The organism is Acidaminobacter sp. QWL-03, from assembly GCF_058683855.1.
In genome coordinates, this window is sequence record NZ_CM178752.1 from 847,490 (window position 1) to 868,153 (window position 20,664).

General features: G+C 52.8%; 19 protein-coding genes. 2 read left to right on the forward strand and 17 right to left on the reverse strand.

All coding sequences use genetic code 11. From position 1 onward, the window contains the following. The gene (mutS, locus tag AC4PHM_RS03790; protein WP_492019559.1) at positions 1–2,667 is read right to left on the reverse strand and encodes a DNA mismatch repair protein MutS; all 2,667 of its coding nucleotides are present in this window, start codon (positions 2,665–2,667) and stop codon (positions 1–3) included. A gap of 17 nt (positions 2,668–2,684) precedes the next feature. Then, on the reverse strand, positions 2,685–4,157 hold the full coding sequence (miaB, locus tag AC4PHM_RS03795) for a tRNA (N6-isopentenyl adenosine(37)-C2)-methylthiotransferase MiaB (protein WP_492019560.1): 1,473 nt from the start codon (positions 4,155–4,157) through the stop codon (positions 2,685–2,687). 252 nt (positions 4,158–4,409) lie between these two features. Between miaB and AC4PHM_RS03800 the strand changes: the two genes are divergently transcribed. Next, positions 4,410–5,834: an MFS transporter gene (locus tag AC4PHM_RS03800; RefSeq protein WP_492019562.1), complete on the forward strand. Its 1,425-nt coding sequence runs from the start codon at positions 4,410–4,412 to the stop codon at positions 5,832–5,834. Positions 5,835–6,000: 166 nt separating this feature from the next. Here the strand turns inward: AC4PHM_RS03800 and rpsA are convergent, their stop codons facing one another. From rpsA to AC4PHM_RS03875, 15 genes are all read right to left on the reverse strand, one after another. Further along, on the reverse strand, positions 6,001–7,167 hold the full coding sequence (gene rpsA, locus AC4PHM_RS03805) for a 30S ribosomal protein S1 (protein WP_492019563.1): 1,167 nt from the start codon (positions 7,165–7,167) through the stop codon (positions 6,001–6,003). A gap of 16 nt (positions 7,168–7,183) precedes the next feature. Further along, positions 7,184–8,056, reverse strand: a complete 873-nt coding sequence (ispH, locus tag AC4PHM_RS03810; protein ID WP_492019564.1) for a 4-hydroxy-3-methylbut-2-enyl diphosphate reductase — start codon at positions 8,054–8,056, stop codon at positions 7,184–7,186. Positions 8,057–8,061: 5 nt separating this feature from the next. Next, positions 8,062–8,652: a lysophospholipid acyltransferase family protein gene (locus tag AC4PHM_RS03815; RefSeq protein WP_492019565.1), complete on the reverse strand. Its 591-nt coding sequence runs from the start codon at positions 8,650–8,652 to the stop codon at positions 8,062–8,064. After that, positions 8,646–9,383: a (d)CMP kinase gene (cmk, locus tag AC4PHM_RS03820; protein WP_492019566.1), complete on the reverse strand. Its 738-nt coding sequence runs from the start codon at positions 9,381–9,383 to the stop codon at positions 8,646–8,648. Before cmk ends, AC4PHM_RS03815 begins: the two co-directional genes overlap by 7 nt. Positions 9,384–9,634: 251 nt before the next feature. Further along, positions 9,635–10,495 carry a MurR/RpiR family transcriptional regulator gene (locus AC4PHM_RS03825; protein ID WP_492019567.1) on the reverse strand — a complete coding sequence of 287 codons (861 nt, stop codon included), beginning with the start codon at positions 10,493–10,495 and terminating at the stop codon, positions 9,635–9,637. Between the two features lie 26 nt (positions 10,496–10,521). After that, positions 10,522–11,058 (reverse strand): 2-oxoacid:acceptor oxidoreductase family protein, encoded by a 537-nt coding sequence (locus tag AC4PHM_RS03830; protein ID WP_492019568.1) that lies wholly within the window; start codon positions 11,056–11,058, stop codon positions 10,522–10,524. Positions 11,059–11,063: 5 nt separating this feature from the next. After that, positions 11,064–11,888, reverse strand: coding sequence for a thiamine pyrophosphate-dependent enzyme (locus AC4PHM_RS03835; RefSeq protein ID WP_492019569.1), 825 nt, complete (start codon positions 11,886–11,888; stop codon positions 11,064–11,066). Beyond that, positions 11,889–13,025 carry a 2-oxoacid:acceptor oxidoreductase subunit alpha gene (locus AC4PHM_RS03840; protein ID WP_492019570.1) on the reverse strand — a complete coding sequence of 379 codons (1,137 nt, stop codon included), beginning with the start codon at positions 13,023–13,025 and terminating at the stop codon, positions 11,889–11,891. It lies immediately after the preceding gene. Further along, positions 13,018–13,233 (reverse strand): 4Fe-4S dicluster domain-containing protein, encoded by a 216-nt coding sequence (locus tag AC4PHM_RS03845; protein ID WP_291401351.1) that lies wholly within the window; start codon positions 13,231–13,233, stop codon positions 13,018–13,020. Before AC4PHM_RS03845 ends, AC4PHM_RS03840 begins: the two co-directional genes overlap by 8 nt. Positions 13,234–13,612: 379 nt before the next feature. Then, complete coding sequence (surE, locus tag AC4PHM_RS03850) at positions 13,613–14,368, reverse strand: 5'/3'-nucleotidase SurE (RefSeq protein ID WP_492019571.1); 756 nt, start codon at positions 14,366–14,368, stop codon at positions 13,613–13,615. Between the two features lie 40 nt (positions 14,369–14,408). Next, complete coding sequence (locus tag AC4PHM_RS03855; RefSeq protein ID WP_492019572.1) at positions 14,409–14,849, reverse strand: GNAT family N-acetyltransferase; 441 nt, start codon at positions 14,847–14,849, stop codon at positions 14,409–14,411. Positions 14,850–15,034: 185 nt separating this feature from the next. Further along, positions 15,035–15,769: a pseudouridine synthase gene (locus AC4PHM_RS03860; protein ID WP_492019573.1), complete on the reverse strand. Its 735-nt coding sequence runs from the start codon at positions 15,767–15,769 to the stop codon at positions 15,035–15,037. Continuing rightward, complete coding sequence (gene scpB, locus AC4PHM_RS03865; RefSeq protein ID WP_492019575.1) at positions 15,766–16,452, reverse strand: SMC-Scp complex subunit ScpB; 687 nt, start codon at positions 16,450–16,452, stop codon at positions 15,766–15,768. Before scpB ends, AC4PHM_RS03860 begins: the two co-directional genes overlap by 4 nt. Then, positions 16,452–18,587, reverse strand: coding sequence for a segregation/condensation protein A (locus tag AC4PHM_RS03870; protein ID WP_492019577.1), 2,136 nt, complete (start codon positions 18,585–18,587; stop codon positions 16,452–16,454). Before AC4PHM_RS03870 ends, scpB begins: the two co-directional genes overlap by 1 nt. Before the next feature lie 274 nt (positions 18,588–18,861). Continuing rightward, positions 18,862–19,062: a hypothetical protein gene (locus AC4PHM_RS03875; protein ID WP_492019578.1), complete on the reverse strand. Its 201-nt coding sequence runs from the start codon at positions 19,060–19,062 to the stop codon at positions 18,862–18,864. A 132-nt stretch (positions 19,063–19,194) separates the two neighbouring features. Between AC4PHM_RS03875 and AC4PHM_RS03880 the strand changes: the two genes are divergently transcribed. After that, positions 19,195–20,553, forward strand: a complete 1,359-nt coding sequence (locus tag AC4PHM_RS03880) for a nucleobase:cation symporter-2 family protein (protein ID WP_492019580.1) — start codon at positions 19,195–19,197, stop codon at positions 20,551–20,553. Positions 20,554–20,664 lie beyond the last annotated feature (111 nt).

Here is a 20,664-nt window from a genome sequence, read left to right on the forward strand (position 1 = left end):
TTATCTCCCCTTTCCGCTGCTGCCGTTAATTCTTCGGGCTTCATTGATCAGGCGGTCCAGCGCACCCATAGCTTCAAGGGGCGTCATTTTCAGAACGTCCAGGGCTGCCATCTCTGACACAAGGCCTTCTGCCTGGCCAGACGTCAGAAAGCTCAGCTGCTGCATCACAGGAGACGGCTCAGCAGGTACAACCGGATCCAGATCATTGAGCTGCTGGATATTATTATTGATATCATTTTCTTCAAGCTTTTTCAGAATCTGTCTTGCCCGCGTTACCACAGCCTCCGGAAGACCCGCCAGCCGCGCCACCTGAATGCCGAAGCTCTGATTGGCACCGCCACGGACGATCTTGCGCAGGAACACAATATCCTCTCCCTGCTCCCGAACGGCAATACAGAAGTTCTTCACACCGCTGAACTTGCCCTCCAGCTCCGTCAGCTCATGATAATGGGTCGCGAACATAGTCTTCGCGCGGATGCCGCTGCGTCGGGACAGGTGCTCCACCACAGCCCAGGCAATACTGAGGCCGTCATACGTGCTGGTACCCCGGCCAATTTCATCCAGCAGAATCAGCGACTGTGACGTCGCGTGGCGTAAGATATGAGATAACTCGATCATCTCCACCATAAAGGTGGATTGACCCTGTGAGAGGTCGTCAGAGGCGCCTACGCGGGTAAAGATCCGGTCTACCGGGTACAGCGATGCCCGCTGCGCAGGGACGAAGGAACCAATCTGATACAGAAGCGTAATCAGCGCCACCTGCCGCAGATAGGTCGATTTACCGGCCATATTTGGGCCGGTGATGATGTGAAATTGCTGTTCATCCTGGTCAAGAGACGCGTCATTTGGGATAAACGGCACTTTGGGGAACATCTTTTCGATGACTGGATGTCGTCCGCCTTCAATAGCCAAAGCGCCTGGTTCTCCGGTCAAAGGACGGCAGTAATTCTGCACGTAGGCCAGTTCAGCCAGTCCGGTGAGTACGTCAACAACAGCCACCGCATCTGCCGTCCGTTTCAGCCGTGAGACTTCCGCCAGCACTAAAGTCCTGATCTCGCTGAACAGCTCATATTCAAGCCCGGTGATGCGCTCCTCGGCACCTAATACTTTTTCTTCCAGAGATTTTAGTTCCGGGGTGATATAGCGCTCGGAATTTGCCAGAGTCTGCTTGCGCTGATAATCTTCAGGGGCCAGGTGACTATTGGTGCGAGTGATATCGAGATAATAGCCAAAGACTTTATTGAAGCCCACTTTGAGGGACTTGATACCGGTACGCTGCCGTTCACGGGTCTCCAGATCCAAAATCCACTGCTTCCCATTCTGGACAATATCACGCAGCTCAGCCAGATCGGCGTTGTAATCCGAGCGAATCAGTCCACCCTCCTTCACAGAAATGGGCGGTTCGTCCATGATAGAGCGATCAATTAACTCATAAACATCTTCGAGAGGATCAATCTCGCCCCTCAGCTGATTAAGCAGCGTCGCGTCCGCGTCGCTGAGGATCGCCTTTAGGTCAGGCAGAATAGCCAGGGAGGATTTCAGCGCCAGGAGATCTCTCGCATTGACCGTCCCGAAGACCAGCTTCGAAGAGAGACGCTCCAGATCGTAGACAGACTTGAGGAGTTCCCGGACCTCACTGCGGAGGATCAGATCGTTGACGAAAAGGTCAACGGTTTCCAGACGCCGCTCAATTGCCTCAGTGTCCAGCAGCGGCCGTTCCAGCCACTGGCGGAGTCTCCGGCCGCCCATGCTGGTGGCCGTATGGTCCAGGATCCAGAGGAGTGAGCCGCGTTTTCGCTTGTCACGCAAAGTCTCCACAATCTCCAGGTTGCGCCAGGCGAACTTATCCAGCATCATGAACTGACCGGTCTGATAGACTTGGATCTGCTCAAAATGCCTGAGATCCACCTTTTGGGTCTCTTCAATATAAGCCAGGAGTCCGCCCACAGCGCCCAGCTGAGCACTGTCCGGAACAAGTCCAAGACCTTCCAGGGACAGCACACTATAAACCCGCCGAATCAAAGGTGCAGCCTGATTCGGATCAAAATAAGCATCCGGTACTGTTGTCAAAGTGTAGCCTTCGGTCGTTAAAGTAGACATAATATTATTATGTAAACCCTCAAACCCTTTACTCACAATAATCTCACTCGGCTTAACTTTGAGAATTTCTTCCAGCACCCGGTCAACGCCCTTTTCGGGATCAAAAAGGGTTGTCTTCAGCTCACCCGTCGTAATATCCGCGTAGGCCACAGACCAGGCGCTCTTCTCGTTTAGCGCCAGGACGTAGTTGTTTTCCCGCTCATCCAAAAAGGCCGGATCAATGACCGTCCCAGGCGTCAGGATCCGCACTACCTCACGCTTGACCAGACCCTTGGCAAGAGCCGGATCCTCCACCTGCTCACAGATGGCGACTTTGTAGCCCTTCTCCACCAGCCTGGAGAGGTATACATCCGCCGCATGATAAGGGACGCCGCAAAGCGGCGCCCGTTCCTCCAGACCGCAGTTGCGGCCGGTCAGCGTCAATTCCAGCTCCCTGGAAGCAGTGACAGCATCATCAAAAAACATCTCATAAAAATCGCCGAGCCTGTAAAACAGAATATAGTCCTGATAGCTGTTCTTAATCTCAAAATACTGCCGCATCATGGGCGTCAACTTGTCGTAGTCCACTTCAGAACCCCCTCAACTTAAGCCAGCACTTCCACTATATCTCCTACCAGGGAGAAATTCTTGGACTTCGTGATTTTGACCATGGCAAAGGCCCCGACTAAATCCAGGGGTCCCTCGAACGCCACCAGATGATTATGGCGAGTACGGCCAATCAGAGTGCCTTCCCCGTCCTTGCCCTGCTGCTCGACCAGAACCTCATAGGTTTCGCCCACATGAACCTTGTTCTTCTCGATCACAATGTCGTTCATCCGCTTCAGCATCCGGTCAAACCGCGCGTGCTTCACGTCCTCCGGCACCTGGTCCTCACGCTCCGCGGCCGGCGTACCCGTCCTGATGGAATACATAAACGTAAACGCCGAGTCATAGCGCGCTTCCTCGATCAGAGACATGGTCTCTTCGTGATCCGCCTCCGTCTCCCCCGGAAAACCGACGATAATGTCCGTCGTCACCGCAAGTCCTGGGATGCGCCTTCGCGCCCGCTCCAGAATGTCCAGATACTGTCCTTTGGTATAGTGCCGGTTCATTGCCTTCAGCACCTTGTCGCTCCCCGACTGCACCGGCAGGTGCAGATACTCGCAGATGTTCTCACAGCGTGCCATGACCTCGATCAGTTCGTCAGAGATGTCTTTGGGATGGCTGGTCATAAACCGGATCCGCTTCAGGCCCTCGATTTGGCTGACGCGCTCCAGGAGTGACGGAAAGTCTTTTACAGCCTCAAAGCCTTCTCCAGTGCTGTCTGCCGATGGTTCCAGCCCACGCCCATAGGAATTGACATTCTGCCCGAGCAGCGTCACTTCTTTGGCACCGTCCCGAACCAGCCCCTCAATTTCCCTGACAATGGACTCCGGCGTCCTGCTCCTCTCCCGACCACGTGTATAGGGAACTATACAATAGGTGCAGAAGTTATTGCAGCCGTACATAATGTTGACATACGCCTTGATGCCCACTTTTCGCGTCACCGGAAGGCCTTCAATGACCTCGCCTTCTGAATCCCAAACATCCACCAGCAGATGTGAGGAGGTATAGGTTTGTGACAGCAGATGTGGGAACTGGTGAAGATTGTGTGTCCCAAAGACCAGAGACACATGGGCATACTTAGCCTTGATTTCCTCAACGACGTGTGGCTGCTGCATCATGCAGCCGCAGACAACAATGCGCAGGTCTGGATTCTTTTTCTTAAGTGGTTTCAGTGCGCCAAGATTGCCATAGACTCTGAGCTCTGCGTTTTCTCTGACACAGCAGGTGTTAAATATTATGAGGTCGGCGTCTTCCTTCTTCAGGGCTTCCACATAGCCCATTTCTCCGAGCATGCCTGTCAATTTTTCGGAATCGTGCTCATTCATCTGACAGCCATAGGTCATGATCATAAACCGTCGCTTCCGGTCGTGGTCGATCTCAAACTGTGCGTTCAGATTTCGTTGTATTTGAATATAGTAGGACTGATCTGCGTAAGCAGACGCAGAAAGTGGCGGCCTTTCAGTGCGTTTCAATGTGTTTCCTCCTCTTAAATCTTAAAATCAGCAATTTGAAAGTGATAAAATTTCATCCCTCTATTATATCAGAAATTTTTAATGGCACCAACCTGAACGCTTTTCAAGCAGAAAGAAATAGCGAACAAACAGCGAAAGAATTCAAATGTAAACAATGTGTGAACATCATGCCGCTTTTACTCTATTTCGGTGTATAATACAAGAAGTGAGTACATCGAAAAAAATCTAATTTAGGTGAGGGATCCCGTCCATATGCAATCGACTCTGAAACAAAACACATTATGGGGATATGGATTTGGAAATTTTGGCTATGGGGTAATCTCCCAGGCCGTTTCTACTTTTTTGATGTTTTATGCCACGGCAGTTCTGGGCATGAACGGCGCCTGGGTCGGGATGATTGTGAGTATAGGCGTCATCTGGGACGCTGTTTCGGATCCTATCATGGGTTATTTGTCTGATCAGACGCGCTCAAAGCGCTTCGGACGTCGACACCTTTACCTTTGGATCGGCGGGATTGGCATAGCCCTCAGCAACGCGCTCTTATGGTACATTCAGCCGGAGATGAGCCTGACGGTCAAACTCATTTCCATGGCGACCTGGATCCTCGTTCTTAAGACCTTTCTGACCATTTATATCACCCCTTATACTGCCCTTTCCGCAGAACTGACAGAAGGCTACGAGGAGCGCACGAAGATTCAGGCAGTGAAGACGGCCTTTTTTCTGATGGGAATCTTCTTCACAGCAGCCCTTGGTCTGGTCCTTTTTTTCAAGCCCACCGCTGAATACCCGGTAGGACAGCTGAATCCGGCAGGCTATCAGGCTATGGGGGCTGCAACTTCGATTCTGATGTTATTTTCCATGGCAGTGGTCATTTTGACAACAAAGCGCATGATCCCCTACTTGAATGGACGAATCCTATCGGAAAGCCACGTCGGTATGGGGCACTTTTTCAAATCCGTCAGACACGCTTTCACCAATAAAGACTACACCGCAGTAGTAATTGGGTATCTGTTCACCAACCTCTCCAGTGCCTTAATCAATACCATAGGCCTCCACGTCTTCACCTACACTTTTTCGCTCAACAGCTCCGGAATAGCATTGATTATAGGCGCCCAGATCCTGATCAGCATCTTGAGTCAGCCGGTATGGGCAATGCTGTCAGACAAAATGGAAAAACGCGAATTGATCAAGCTGGGTCTTCAGATCTCCATAGTTGGCTGCCTATATTTTATGCTCATGGTCATTTTCAGAAATGTTTTCGACTTTCAATTTTATCACTTAATTCCATTTAGTTTATTGGCTGGTTTTGGCACCGGCGGTCTCTATACCCTGCCCCAGTCTATGATTGCGGACACGGTGGATGTCAACGCCCTGGAAATGGGGATGCGTCAGGAAGGCGTTTTCTTTGGCTGCATGACCCTTTCCTATAAGCTGTCTCAGTCTGTGGCCATTTTTCTGCTCGGTTTTGTTCTGGAATTGTCCGGATTTGACGCGCAGCTGAGTGCCCAGACGGCGAATACAGGCTTGGTGCTCGGACTGGTGCTGGCACTGGGCGGCATTCTTTTCTTCTTGTTCTCGTATTTGGCATTCAAACCCTATTCTCTTGACCGCGACAAGGTCAACGAGGTGCATCGTGAGCTGCAGAAGCGCATAGCAGAGGGCAGATTCAGACTTTAAACTGATTACTGAGATAAAACTGGAACCGGCGCCTCTTTCGCGCCGGTTCCGATTTATTTTTTGCATTAAAATAGACAGATGGTCATCTATCAGGCGCCCATCTGTCTATTTGTTTGAGGGGCTGAATGTCAACAGCTCCTGAATTCCAATCTCAAAACTCGCTTGATTACTCTTCCTCAGAAGCCTCAACATCATCAGAGAATGCGCCGTCAACCGTCGCTTCGATAGTTTCAGCGACTTCAGCTTCTGCTTCTTCCTCAGCCGCTTCTTCCTCAGCTTCTTTCATTGAAAGCTTGATTCTGCGGTTCTCGAGATCCACATCCAGAAGCTTGACGAGACGCTTCTCGCCGACTTTAAGCTCATCAGAAGGCTTCTCTACACGCTTGCGCGCGATTTGAGAAACGTGAACAAGACCTTCGACACCTGGCTCGAGCTCGACAAACGCACCAAAATCAGTCAGATTGACAACTTTGGACTCGAAGATGCCGCCAATAGTGTAGTGATCCATGAACGTCGTCCAAGGGTCGCCTTTGAGCTGCTTGATACTGAGAGAAATCTTCTCTGTTTCTTTATCAATAGAAATAACTTTGACTTCTACGACATCACCAATTTTGACAACTTCCTGCGGCTTGTTGATGCGGCCCCAAGTCAGTTCTGAAATGTGTGCCATGCCGTCGATGCCGCCGAGATCTATAAAGACGCCAAAGCTTGTGATGCGCTTGACTTCGCCTTGAACGACAGCGCCTTCAAACACTTTTTCCCAAACTGCTTCCTTCTTCGCGGCGTTCTCTTTTTGGAGAACGATCTTGCGTGAGAAGACAGCACGGCGCTTTTCGCGGTTGAACTCGATGATTTTGACTATCATAGTTTTGCCAACGTATTCCTTGAGGTCGTTGACATAACGGGTAGAAATCTGGGAAGCAGGGATAAAGCCGCGCGCTTCCTGATAGTAAGCGACTACGCCGCCTTTAACCGTTTCAGTGACTTTGACTTCGATCTCCTGCTCAGCAGCATAAGCTTCCTCGAGAAGACCCCAGTCTGCGTACATGCTGACGCGCTTGAGGGACAACAGGACGTTGCCGTCGCCATTATCATTCTTGATGACATAAACTTCGATTTCCTGATTCTCTTCGAAAACACTGAGATCAGCAGGTGTTGCAGCGCTTGAAATCTCTTCGAGAGGAATGACGCCATCCGCTTTATATCCAATGTTGACGATAATTTCGTCACTTTTGACCTGGACAACTTTGCCTTTTACGATCGATCCGCTGCGCGGAGCGCGTAAAGACTCGTCAATCTGATCCATGAATTGTTCCATTGAGTTGTTTTCCATGTAGGTTACCTCGCCTTCAACTATTTGAAATTTTTTTTAACTGATTCAAGATGTCATCCATCACCCAATCCGGTGTGGATGCTCCAGCCGTTATTCCTATATTATCACAGTTCAACAAATTTATCATCTGTAAATCTGTCGCAGATTCAATAAAATAGGTATTTTCACAATTTTTTTTACAAATTTCGTAGAGTTTCTTTGTATTTGACGAATGCGGACCTCCGACCACCAGCATGCAGTCGACTTCAGAAGAAAGGGACTCTGCGCTCGTCTGCCGTTCAGAGGTGGCTTTACAGATTGTGTTGTGTGCCACAAGATGCGTGGTGCTCTCAGACAGGCGTGCGTAAATGGATTCCCAAAGTGACAGGCGGATGGTGGTCTGTGCCACCAGCATGAGGGGGTTGGAAAAGTGACCATCGGCAGATAAGTTCTGGTGCTCCCAGTCTGCCAGAGCCTCAAGGGAATCCACCACAAAGACCGGTCCTTGGCACCAGCCAGCTATGCCTATAACCTCCGGATGCGCGGCAGTGCCTACAATCATCACCGCTGAACCATCCTGACTGAAGCCATCTACAAGTCTGTGGATTTTCTTGACGAAAGGACATGTGCCGTCCACCAGCTTAATTCCAAGGGCCATCGCCTCATCGTGAAAGGCCTTGGGGACGCCGTGGGACCGAATGACTACGGTTTTACCGGTGCCCTGAGCCTCCTTCAGATCTTCAATGACACTGACGCCTTCCTCTTCAAGTTTTCGAACCACATCCCGGTTGTGAATCAGCTCGCCATAGGTGACCGCGCCGGCCGGGGATGTCTTGGCATCCAAAGTCAGCTCCAGTGCGCGCTTGACCCCAAAGCAAAATCCGGAGGCAGAGGCTATTCTAATGTTCATGGACTCTATGCCCTCCCCTTGTAAAACTCAATGTGCCCATAGATAGTATTAAGAATCTCAAGCACCGCATTCTCATAATCCGGACCCGTAGGTTTCCCCTCAAACTTAAGGGTTACCAGCGGGTGAATAGTGATGCGAAGTTTTGAGAAGAACTTGTAAGTCGAATCTATGGTCACTGGTTGAATGGGCACGCCAGCCTTGTGCGCAATCATGCCCACACCAGCTTTGGGCGGCAGCGGGGTCAGACCCGGATTGCGCGTCCCCTCCGCGAAGATCAGCACGCTTTCTCCAGCTTTGAGAAACCGCAGCGCCGTTTTAACCGCGCCTATGTCGTTTCCGGTCCGGTCCACGGGAAACCCGCCGCAGCTCCTGAAAAACCAATCGAAAAGCCGGTTGCTGAACAGCTCTTTCTTGGCCATGAAGCGGATGAAATCCGGGATGAAGGAGCCAAACACCAGCGGATCCTTGTAATCAATATGATTGGGGCAGACGACTTTAGGCTGTTTAGGGTTCCAGTTTTCGAGCCCGACAACCTCTACCCGGTATATGATTTTGTAGAGCAAGTTAAAAATGAACTTGATAAAAACCCTCAGCACACAGGCGCCTCCCCTCTTCTCAGACGTTCCACTGATTCGCAGATCACGGCCACAACCTGGTCAATGCTTTTTCCTGTCGTATCTATTTGGACCGCATCCTCAGCCATGACCAGCGGGCTGTCTTCGCGGCTGCTGTCCACCTGGTCCCTGTGGGCAATGTCTTTAAGAATAGTGTCGAAGTCGGCGGCAAATCCACGGGCTTGAAACTCCAGGAACCGTCTGCGGGCCCGCTCCTCCAGAGAGGCCGTCAGGAAGAATTTGTAGCGCGTTTCAGGGAGAACCACTGTCCCAATATCACGGCCGTCCATGACGACGCTTCGTCCCTCTGCCTGGGCGCGCTGCATTTTGACCAGATGCCTCCGCACTGCCGACATGGCCGCCACCTGGGAGACCCGGCGGGTGACGTCCTGGGTCCGGATGGCTTCCGAGACGTCTCGTCCGTCCAGGATGACCTGTTCCGTGTAGAGTTCCAGACCTGTGGTCTCCAGAAGATGGTCAATTTCGAGGTCGAGGGTGGTTGGGTGTGGGTTTTCGCAACCATCGGCCAAACAATCCAGTTTTTTAAAAAGGCCTGTTTCAATGAACTTCAGGGCAATGGCGCGGTACATGGCGCCGGTGTCAATATAGTCACAGCCCAGCGCTTTGGCCACCCGTCGGGCAACGGTGCTCTTGCCCGAGCCAGCGGGCCCGTCCAGCGCGATCTGGAGCTTACTCGTCGAATCTGATTCCATATGGCAAAACTCCTTCGTTGAAAATGCTTATCATCTTATTATAATACAATATAAAAAGTGCCGCAAGGCCGGCAGTTCCTTGGTTTGATATACCTGTCTTCCCAGGACTGAACTACAGCCGCCTGCGGAGCTAAAGAATTTGCTTCAGCAGATTTTTTGCACAACGCAAAAAGGAGGCCGCGTCGATGGCTGGCCTCCCCCCTGCAGTTCATGGCTGACATGCGAACCAGCCTGTACAGGCGGCCACAGAATCACTTAGGGTTGTAGATCTTATATTCGTTCCAAATGTTCTCGAGCTTTTCGAAGTTCTCTTCTACTCGATCCATTTCCTTGATCGAAACCGACTGGATTAGCGCGTTGATGAGGCTCATAGGCGCGACCAGGGAGTCTATAAAGGTGTTCATGCCGTAACGGGCAAAGAGCGAGTATTTGACCATAGGCACAAGCGGCGCCATAGGGCTGTCCGTGATGCCGATGATGGTCGCACCCTGAGTCGTCGCAAATTCAACGATCTCAAAGGTCCGCTTCGCGTAGCGCGGGAAGGAAATGGTGATGAGCAGGTCGTCTTTGGTGATGTTGACGAGGTGATCAAAGACATCCAGCGCGCCGGCAGTGACCACCACGACATCCTTCAGGATGAAGTTGAGGTAAAAGCCGAGGTAATTGGCCAGAACGGAGGAGCTGCGCATGCCCAGGATGTAAACGCGCCGGGCGGTGTGAATCTCCTCGACGATCTGGTTCATGGTCTCTTCATCCACGCCGTCCAGTGTGCGGCGGATGTTGTCCATATCAGCATTCATGACCTTTTTCGTATAACTGGATTCCTTCTCAAGGTCCTTGGAAAGCTCAAAGCGCTGAACTGTGGTCAGCTTGGTCTTGATGGATTCCTGAAGACCCTTCTGCAGCTTGGGATACCCGTCATAGCCCAGGGCGTTGGCAAAGCGTACGACGGTGGATTCGCTCACGCCCGTGGAATCCCCCAGGGTGGAAGCCGTCATAAACGCCACTTTGTCGTAGTTTTGGAGGATAAAGTCAGCAATCCGCTTTTGACCTTTACTCAGTTTTATATAATTTTTCTCGATGCGATTGAGTAAATCATTATGATCGGCCATGGCCAAGACCGCCCTTCCTGGGATAATTAATTGTTGACTAGTGCGTAGCCTTCAACGAGCGCTGCACGGTTGAGGTCAATGGTGCCTTTTGGAACGCGGGCAAGGACTGCGCCTTCGACTTGCTCTCTGGTAAGGACGTCGATCAGCTCAGTGAGCACGCCGATGGCGACGATATTGGCAACAATGCCTTTGCCGAGCTTGTCGGAAGCCGTGCTGAGGATTGGAAGGCTGTAAACCTTGCCAGCCTTAAGATCCGCAGGGAGCTTGATGGACTCGTCAACGACGACAATGCCATTAGGGTTGATGCCCTTGATGTACTTGTCGCAGGCGTCTTGTGTAAGCGCCAGGAACAAGTTGAGGTCCTGAACCTTAGGGAAGTCAATCTCAGCGTCACTGATGATGACTTCTGCCTTGGAAGCGCCGCCGCGGGCTTCAGGGCCGTAGCTTTGCGTCTGAATGGCGTTGAGGCCGGAGTTGATAGCCGCCTCCGCCAGAATGATTCCTGCGAGGATCAGGCCTTGTCCGCCGGATCCGGAGAGTCTGAGTTCAAATTGGTTTCCCATGACAATTACTCCTTCCTCAAGCGGTCTACGATTTTTTGGTACTCAGCCGAGTATTCAGGCAGCTGCGTGTTGTGCTTGAACTCGCCCATCAGGAACTTGCCCTGGAGCTGTTCTGCCGTCATGCGATCAGCAGCTTTAACGTCGACGAAGGACTCCTTGAGGAAGTTCATCATAGAGACTGCAGAGCCTTTCTTGTTCTTACGGCCGTAGTAAGTCGGGCAGACGGAAATCGCTTCGACGAGGGAGAACCCTTCGTGGGCGATCGCTTTTTGGATGTAGTTCGTCATTTGAGTCGCGTGGAACGCTGTGGTTCTAGCCGCGTAAGTTGCGCCGGCAGCTGCCGCGAGGTTCGCAATGTCAAACGGGCGGTCGATGTTGCCGTAAGGCGCGGTGGTGCCAAAATCGCCATGCGGCGTCGTTGGAGAGTACTGACCGCCGGTCATGCCGTAAATGTTGTTGTTGAAGACAATCGTTGTGATGCCGATGTTTCTTCTGGCAGCGTGAATCAAGTGGTTGCCGCCGATCGCAGACGCGTCGCCGTCACCTGAAATGACGATGACTTTCATGTCAGGCTTCGCAAGCTTGATGCCCGTCGCGAATGCGAGCGCACGTCCATGCGTCGTGTGAAGCGTGTTGAAGTCCATGTAGCCAGGCGCTCTGGACGAGCAGCCAATACCCGATACAATTGTGACCTTGTCCTTGTCAAGACCGAGGTTTTCAATGGCACGGATGATGGAGTGCATGATGATGCCGTGGCCGCAGCCCGGGCACCAGATATGTGGAAGGCGCGAGTCGCGCATATATTTGCTGACAAGTTCGCTGTTCTTCACTTATAAAACCTCCTTGACTTTTTTCACGATATCTGAAGGTATGAAGACATCGCCATCGGCACGGCCAAGGAAGTGAAGCTCCGCTTCCGATTTGACGACGCGCTCAACTTCCAGCATCAGCTGGCCAAGGTTGTGCTCCACGACGAGAACTTTATTGACTTGCTTGGCGCGGGCAAGGGTCGCCTCCACCGGATACGGCCAGATTGTGATTGGACGCAGCATGCCGACTTTGATGCCTTCAGCGCGAAGCTTGTTGATGGCATTTTTTGCTGTTCTTGCAGTAGAGCCGTAAGCCACGATCATGATTTCAGCGTCGTCCATGAGGTACTCATCATAAGAGATCAAATCCTCGATGTTGTCCGTGATTTTAGCCATGAGGCGGTTGATTTTAACGCCAGCCTTGACGGTGCTGTTCGTTGGGAAGCCCATGTCGTCGTGGAAAAGGCCGGTGATGTGGTAGCGGTGGCCTTCACCGAAACCAGCCATACGAGGCACGAGGTCGCCTTCGCGAACGCCGTAAGGGATGTAATCTTCACCTTCAACCGGCTTCAAGCGGTCAAAGATCTCAAGCTCGTCCGCGTTCGGGATCTCGATGCGCTCGCGCATGTGACCGACGACTTCGTCCGGCATGAGGATGACAGGTGTTCTATATTTTTCAGCAAGATTAAAGGCGCGAACTGTTTCGTGGAACATTTCAGTGACGGACTGCGGTGAAATCGCGATAACCGGATGGTCGCCGTGAGTCCCCCACATAGCCTGCATGACGTCGCCTTGGCCAGGTGATGTAGGAAGACCTGTAGACGGGCCGCCGCGCATGACGTTAACGATGACAAGCGGAATCTCTGCAAGTGCCGCGTAGCCAATGTTTTCCTGCTTCAGAGAGAAACCGGGACCACTTGTAGCCGTCATGGATTTGAAGCCGGCGATGCTTCCGCCGATCGCTGCAGCAATACCTGCAATCTCATCTTCCATTTGGATGAATTTACCGCCGACTTCAGGGAGCTTTTCCGCTGAACCCTCAGCAATTTCTGTGGACGGTGTGATTGGATAGCCGGCGAAGAACTTCATGCCGGCAGCGAGAGCGCCAGCGACGCAAGCTTCATTGCCCTGCATGAGTTTGACGATGCGTTTACTCATTGTCTATACCTCCCAAAAAAATGGCGAAATCCGGGCAGCGCAGCTCACACTGACCGCACTTGATGCAGTTCTCACGATCATTCATGTTCACTTTGCCATTATCGTCGAATCCGAGGACTTTTTTAGGGCAGAACGCGATACAGATGCCGCAACCTTTACACCAATTTTTGTTGATCTTGATTTCCAGTTGCTCTTTACTCTTGCTCAAGTCAACGACCTCCTTAAGAATAACTACAGTTCAATGATAACACATAGTCACAATTTTGCAAGATAGATTTCATCTTATTATGAAATCTTTCACAAATTCGCAAGTTGACGTGCATAAAGTATAATTGTGCGTGTGTATTTTGGTATACAAAAAGAAATTCTGCCGATGGTCACATCATCACTCCCCTTCTCCAATCTGGGTTCGGGTGGGGTACTTACTATGGTTCGGCAGTGGCGGGATAACATCGGTCAAAAAAAGGAAAAAAAACGCGTTCGTTTGTCAATTCATTAACAAACATTTTGACGCGTTTTTATTCATTTGAAGTGAAACTTGGTGTCAGCGGCTCGCGCCTATCGACCCCGAGTCTCACTTCAATCTTCTAATCCAGCTTAAATTGATCACTACCTATCAATGGTTCGTGGGCGTCGTTGAAATTGAAGCGGATGGGCGTCAGGCTCACCCGGTTCTGGGAGATGGCGTAGACGTCCGTATCGAACTGATCCGGCGGGATCAGGAGGTCGCCGGCGATCCAGTAGTACTCCCCGCCTCTTGGGCTGGTGCGGCGCTGAACGGAGTTTTCGTAGCTCATTTTGCCGAGCATGCAGTAGGAAATGCCCTCATAATCATCCGCCGGCGGGAAGTTGATGTTGACGGCGTTGTAGTCCCACTTAAAGGCGGCCAGCAAGGTTTCAAGATTGTCGCGGATGAATGCTGCGGCTTTTCGAAAGCCGGACTCGGAGCCGGAATAATGGGAAAAGGCAAAGCTTGGGATGCCGTGGAAGCTGCCTTCCAGCGCGGCAGCGACGGTGCCGGAATAGATGACGTCAATGCCCAGGTTAGGGCCGTTGTTGATGCCGGAGAGGACCAGGTTGAACTTGACTTCTTCAAATTTGGCGAGACCAATTTTGACACAGTCTGCGGGGGTGCCGTTGATGGCCCACTCTGCTGCGCTTCCGGGATAGAGGTGGGTGCGGCGGGCGTGAACGATGTCGTGCATGGTCAGCGCATGACTTTTAGCGCTTTGCTGAACCTCCGGCGCTGCGATGTAGACCTGGTGATGTGGGATGAGGGCTTCGGCGAGGGCTTTCAGTCCGGCGGCCTGGATGCCGTCGTCGTTGCTGATGAAGATGTTCATAGTGAGATCACTGCCTTTCGGGGGGTGACTGTTTATTTTATTAGAGCTGGACAGGGGCTTTTTTGGCGCTGTTGCAGCCCTGGCAGCCTCTGTCGAAGAACGGGTCGATTTCGAGGGCGAGGCGGTCTTTACCGTTCGGATCTGCTTCAAAGCCAAAACGGGTCAGGTAGCCCGAGATTTCTGTGTTAGTATCCGCATACACCCAGCCGAAGCCGCGGTTGAGCATGTAGAACATTATGGCTCTCAGGAGACCATCGGCAAATTTTTTGTTTCTGAGGGCTGGCGTCATATAGAGGTGGCGGATGGTGGGATCCAGGACGACGAGCTCAGCGGTGACAAAGCCGAGAACCTTTTCCTTTTCCCGGGCGACGACGACTTCGAGGTTTTGAGGGAAGCTCGCCGGGACGGTGATCCCCTCTTCCTCAATAAATTTCTGAAGATCTGCGAAATCCTCTTTTTCAGCGGTTTTTAAAAGCATCATGAGTGAACACTCCTTTGTGTTTGAACTAAAAGGCTGCGGGTTGGGTGCAATAGGCGCCAGCCGCAATAGGCGCCAGCCGCGCGAGCAACTTTCACTTTGGTGACGCGGACAACTTTCACTTTGGTGACGCGGACAACTTTTGTTTTGGTGCCAGAGCTTGCGAGAATGTTTCTCAACGGGTGTCTTTATTTAAGTGCTTTCAAAGCTGCTACCTCTTCCGGGGTCAGGTGGCGCCAAGCGCCGGACTTGAGATCTCCAAGTTCAAGGGGACCAATGGACAGGCGGCGCAGACGTTTGACATTGGCACTGAGGGCTTCTACCATTCTGCGGATCTGTCGGTTTTTGCCCTCGCGGATCCCCACAATCAGCCCTTTGCCCTTCTGTCTTTCGACATAGGCCGGCTGAGTGACGTAGTCCCCAATATCAACGCCGTCACGCAGTCTGGCAAGCTCGCCATCCGTCAGAAGCCGGTCGGTTTCGACGAAGTAGCGCTTTTCAAATTCATGGCTCGGGTGGGTCAGGAGGTGGGTTAGCGCGCCATCATCGGTTAAGAGGATGAGGCCTTCGGAGTCGTAGTCCAGGCGGCCGACGGGATACACCCGGCGGTCGATCCGGACCAGATCCAGCGCAGTAGGCCGGCCAAAGTTGTCTTTGACGGAGGTGATGTAGCCTGCAGGCTTGTTGAGCATGACATAGACGTGGTCGGCGGCGGTTTGGATCAGAGCACCATCAACTTCAACCCGGTCAGTATCAGGTGATATGGAGGTGCCAAGCTCGCGGACAACCTCGCCGTTAACTTTGACCCTGCCGTCGAGGATCATCCCCTCTGCACTCCTGCGGGAGGCGACGCCGCAGTGGGCCATATATTTCTGTAGTCTCATCATAGTCATCGAATCGGTCATAGTGGTTTTAGTGGTCATTGTGTTTCGTCCCTTTCATAGGGAATGGTAACGGCATCCTCTTCAGATGAAGGATTCAGCTCAGCTTCTGCCATTTCTGCCACCGACCCATCTGCCCCATCCGACCCATCCGCCCCATCGGTCTCATCCGCTTCGCGCGCTTCCAGCAGGTTGATCAGACGCTCAGCGCCATCGAAGGTCGTGAGGTCTGGGAGATCTTCCAGCGACCTCAGACCAAAAGTCCGAAGAAACTCGTCCGTAGTGCCGTATAACATTGGGCGGCCAATTTTTTCAAGACGTCCCTTTTCTTCAATCAGCCCGCGCTCGATCAAAATCTGCAGCGGCTTATCTGACTTGACGCCCCGGGTGTAATCAATCTCCGACCGGGTCACCGGCTGTTTATAGGCAATAATGGCCAGTGTCTCCAGTGTCGCCGGGGACAAGCCTCTCGATTTGGTGGTCTTCATGACGCGCTCGATAAAGTCCGCGTTTTCAGGCGCGCTGGCCATCTGAACCGAGTCGCGGATAAACAGCAGACGCAGCCCCCGCTCCCCTGACTCGTATTCTTTGCGCAGGGATTCCAGCAGTTCCACGGTCCAGCTCATGGGCAGATCCAAGGCCGCCGCCAGCCGGTCGATCGCTACAGGCTCGCCGCTGACAAACAGGATGGATTCTATGGCGCTTCGGTAGGAACGTTCTTCCATCAGTCGGTCTCCCCTTCTTCATCATAGTGGTCTTCGGTGTGGTTTTCGTTTTGGTTATCGCCGCGGGCTTGCGGGCTTTGGGCCTGGGAATCATCCGCGGCGGTACTGGTGTCGTTAGCCTGAGACGTCTCGTACCAGTGCTCTAAAAGTGACTCCTGTATCAGTTCCTCTTCAGTTTCCGATGGTTCCCTCCGCCGAATCAAGATCCCGCTGAACATCTCGTCCTGAACCACACGAACGCGTTTAAGCTTCAGAAGCTCAAGCAGGGCCAGAAAGGTGGTCACGACGACGTTGCGGGTCGCGCCGCCCTCGAAGAGGGCTTCAAAGGAAATGTCGTTCACTTCCTTGAGGCGGGCTGTCAAGGCCTTGATGGCATCCTCCACGGCGTAAGGCTCACGGTTCAAGGTGGAGAAGAAATGCTCCCTGTGAGTGTCTGTGCGATCCAGTTTTGAGAGCACCCTTTTTAGGGCTTCTGTGAGAAGGTCGATCTCGGTAGGCTCGTTGAGGGTTTCGGGATTCTGCGGGAGAATTTCAGAGAGATCTGAGGCCTCCCGAGTAAAATAGGCACCGTCCTGCAGCTCGAGGCCGCTGAGGAGCCGCGCGGCTTCCTTGTAGCGCTTGTACTCGACGAGTTTGGTGACGAGTTCCGTCCTTGGGTCCTCAGCCACGTCCCAGGCTTCGAAAATACCCGCTTCGCGGTCCGGCAGCAGCATCATGGACTTGATCTCAAGCAGCGTGGCGGCCATGACCAGGAATTCGCCGGCAATGTCGACCCGGGCGGTTTCCATGTGGGTCAGGTAGTCGAGGTACTGGGTGCAGAGGGTGGCAACCGGGATGTCGTAGATGTCGATTTCGTTGTCCTGGATCAGATGGAGCAAAAGGTCCATGGGGCCTTCGAAGGCGTCCAGCTTGACGGCGTAGGCAGAGGTGCCGGATGAGGATTGGGATGGGGATTGGGATTGATATTGGGATTCGGGATGCGTTGGGTGACCATCGGCATCCGCTTGGTTTGTTGGAGCTGAGTCAAGTTGGGATTTAAGGGGCGAAACCTCGTGGAGATTCAGTTGCTTGGCCAAGGCTTCGGGGGTCGTGGTGGTCAGGGCGCGGGCCGCATTTTTGAGTTTGCGGGGCAGCGAGCACTGACGGAAGCGCTCCGCGAAGTCCGGGGAGGTCTGGGAAAAATAGCCGAAGAGGAGACTTGCCTTGTCGTCGCCGCATAGGCCGGGGGCGTGGTCGACGACCCGGGCAAATTCTATGGCTTGTTTTAGGGCTTCAGGGGTTGGTTTTGTGTTGTCACTTGCGGGGCTGAGGAGGCCAATGTCAAGCATCAGGCTAACCGCCACTTCGCAGTGGCCGTCACTGAAGTTGAGGAACAGCTCCCGCATAATGCGGTCATTGGTCAGGGTTTTCAGCGCGCCGGCTTCAATTGCGTCTTTCATTTGGTTTTCGGTTGGATCCACCGGGGTCAGACCTACTCGGGCCATGTAGCGGACCGCGCGGTACAGACGGGTGGGATCGTCAAAGAAGCTTTGGTCGTGCAGGACTCTGAGGGCTTTGGCTTTCAGGTCATCAAGGCCTTTCAGGGGATCCAGCAGCTGGATCAGGATGGTGCGGCCTTGATTTAAGTCGCAAGTTTCAGGATCCATATAGTCCAGGAGCTCCAGCTCCAGGGCCATGGCATTGACAGTGAAGTCTCGCCGTTTAAGGTCGTCCTCTATGGTGCCCGGTGTTACAATTGGCAGCTGTCCGGGAGCTTCGTAGCATTCGCTGCGGGCGGTGATCAGATCGATCTCCCCTGTGTCCAGGACGCCTGAGGCGGTCATAAAGCGGTCGTAGTACTGCCAGTCAATGTTCGTGAGGCGGTCAGATATTTTTGTAATCTCACCTTCTATGACCACGTCCAGGTCCCGGACGTCGCGGCCCAGGATCAGGTCGCGGACAGCGCCGCCGACGAGGAAGACCCTGAGAGCAGCATTTGGAGCTTCATTTTTATAATCTTCAGCTGCGAGCAGAAGCCGGGTTAATATGCCGTCGTGGGCGCGGTTCAGCGCGTTGACCCGGTCTTCGAGGTGCGCTATGAGTTCTTCCAGCGGCAGTGTCAGCAGCGATTGAGTTTGAGTGATTAGGTCGGTCACCGGGACCCCTCCTTCTTTAACTTAAACATTATAACAAAAAGCCTGCCCTGGTCATAGTACAGGGCTGGAAATTTTGCGTGACGATGGAGGTTGGAGGTCGGGGGTGTCGGGGCACATCATGGGGCAAGTGGATTAGGTTGTATGCAATGTAGTTTACTTTCTGCATGAGGTACTAAGAAATTTGTTGGATGGATGACTATCGGCAGATCTTTAGGTGATTGTCATTAATTTTCAAAATTTAATGACAAAATTTCACGCTTACTTTTGTAAATTTTCACAAATAGTCAGACTTTTGATTTTGTGATACATTTGTAACCAGCGGCAGATCAAAGTGCCTGCACGCAGTCCGGAAACCACGGTTCGCCAGACTGACGGCATAGAGACGCTTCGAAACACCAGCACCATACATACCAGACACCACATACATCACCACTTCAACTTCATAAGCGTAGGCAATCGTGAAGATGAATCGCATTCAAGCTTCATACGGCCGGCAGTCAGGGGTTTACAGACCTCTGTTTGCCGGCCTTTTTTATTTCACAAGGAGGGATTTAACCTTAATTTTTTCAGGCGGCGCTACTCACCTACTTTTTGAGGAGGAACACACATGAGAGTCAAGCAAACTTCTGAAATCCTTTACAAAATCAATGACAAACCACCTATGCACATCAGCCTCGTCCTTGCGTTTCAGCACATCCTGGCAGCTTTTGGCGGGATCGTGGCCGTGCCGCTGGTCATCTCCGGCGTTCTGGGCGTCAACACCGCAGACACAGCTTACCTGGTCAGCGCGGCGATCTTCATGGCCGGCGTCACCACCTGGATTCAGGCACGCGGCATCTGGAAAATTGGCGCAAAAGTGCCATGCGTCATGGGTACGGACTTTACGTTTGTGGGCCCTTCCATCGCGGTCGGCTCCATGCTGGGGCTCCCAGGCATCTTCGGCGCCACAGTGCTGGGCTCCTTCATTGAAATCATCCTCAGCCGTTTTATTAAACCTCTCAGAAAATTTTTCCCGCCGATTGTCACGGGTACCGTCGTCGCGCTCATCGGGCTGACGCTCCTTCCGGTCTCCATTGACTGGGCTGCCGGCGGCTACGGCGCGGCGGACTACGGCAGTGTCCTCAATATTTCAATTGCAATGGCAGTGCTGGTCGTCACCGTACTCCTCAACCGCTACGGCAAAGGCTTCATCAGCTCCGCCTCCGTCATTATTGGCCTCGTCTTTGGCTACATCATCTGCTGGCCACTCGGTCTTCTCAATATGCAGGCCGTGGCTGACGCGTCTCTGTTCTCAATCCCGACGCCGCTCAAGTTCGGCATCACGTTCAGCATGGCTGCCGTGATCCCCTTCATCACCGCTTACCTTGTGACGACCATTGAAACCGTGGGCTGCCTGATGGCCGTGGGTGAAGCTGCGGAGCATGAGTTGACGGACGAGGAACTATCGGCAGGGATTCTGTGCGATGGCGTGGGCAGCCTCCTCGCCGGTTTCTTCAACGCAGGCCCGAACACCTCCTTCAGCCAGAACGTCGGCCTGATCCCGATGACCAAAGTCGCCAGCCGCCATGTCGTCTCCCTGGCGGGCATTGTGCTGGTGCTCCTCGGCATCTTCCCTAAAGTCGGTGCGCTGATCGCGATTATCCCGAACCCGGTTCTGGGCGGCGCAGGCATCATCATGTTCGGCATGGTGGCCTCCGCGGGCATCAAGACCCTGAAGGATGTGCCGCTCAACAACAGAAACATGATCATCATCGCGGTTTCCATTGGTCTGGGCCTTGGCGTCACCGTGCGTCCGGAGTTCCTCAGCCAGCTCCCTGACTTCGTCAAGAGCCTCTTCTCCTCCGGCATCAGCGCGGGCACCATCACGGCGCTCCTCCTCAACATCTTCCTCAAAGAAGAGGTCGAAGTGCTCGATTCTGCCGATGGTCACGACTTCACCAACCAGGAAGCAGTGCAAAACGCTTAGTCTATGTTGTAGTGAAGATAGAACGGCATAAATAATATCAAAGGTAAACGCCTGAAGCCCCCTTTCGCTCCCCGCGAAAGGCTGCTTCAGGCGTTTCCTCTTGGAAGCGTT

What these genes read in the sequence shown, in the direction of transcription:
- AC4PHM_RS03800 (WP_492019562.1), top strand. Translation starts at nt 4,410, where the DNA reads ATGCAATCGACTCTGAAACAAAACACATTATGGGGATATGGATTTGGA.
- rpsA (WP_492019563.1), bottom strand. Translation starts at nt 7,167, where the DNA reads ATGGAAAACAACTCAATGGAACAATTCATGGATCAGATTGACGAGTCT.
- ispH (WP_492019564.1), bottom strand. Translation starts at nt 8,056, where the DNA reads ATGAACATTAGAATAGCCTCTGCCTCCGGATTTTGCTTTGGGGTCAAG.
- cmk (WP_492019566.1), bottom strand. Translation starts at nt 9,383, where the DNA reads ATGGAATCAGATTCGACGAGTAAGCTCCAGATCGCGCTGGACGGGCCC.
- AC4PHM_RS03825 (WP_492019567.1), bottom strand. Translation starts at nt 10,495, where the DNA reads ATGGCCGATCATAATGATTTACTCAATCGCATCGAGAAAAATTATATA.
- AC4PHM_RS03830 (WP_492019568.1), bottom strand. Translation starts at nt 11,058, where the DNA reads ATGGGAAACCAATTTGAACTCAGACTCTCCGGATCCGGCGGACAAGGC.
- AC4PHM_RS03840 (WP_492019570.1), bottom strand. Translation starts at nt 13,025, where the DNA reads ATGAGTAAACGCATCGTCAAACTCATGCAGGGCAATGAAGCTTGCGTC.
- surE (WP_492019571.1), bottom strand. Translation starts at nt 14,368, where the DNA reads ATGAACATCTTCATCAGCAACGACGACGGCATCCAGGCCGCCGGACTG.
- AC4PHM_RS03855 (WP_492019572.1), bottom strand. Translation starts at nt 14,849, where the DNA reads ATGATGCTTTTAAAAACCGCTGAAAAAGAGGATTTCGCAGATCTTCAG.
- AC4PHM_RS03860 (WP_492019573.1), bottom strand. Translation starts at nt 15,769, where the DNA reads ATGACCACTAAAACCACTATGACCGATTCGATGACTATGATGAGACTA.
- scpB (WP_492019575.1), bottom strand. Translation starts at nt 16,452, where the DNA reads ATGGAAGAACGTTCCTACCGAAGCGCCATAGAATCCATCCTGTTTGTC.
- AC4PHM_RS03875 (WP_492019578.1), bottom strand. Translation starts at nt 19,062, where the DNA reads ATGCGATTCATCTTCACGATTGCCTACGCTTATGAAGTTGAAGTGGTG.
- AC4PHM_RS03880 (WP_492019580.1), top strand. Translation starts at nt 19,195, where the DNA reads ATGAGAGTCAAGCAAACTTCTGAAATCCTTTACAAAATCAATGACAAA.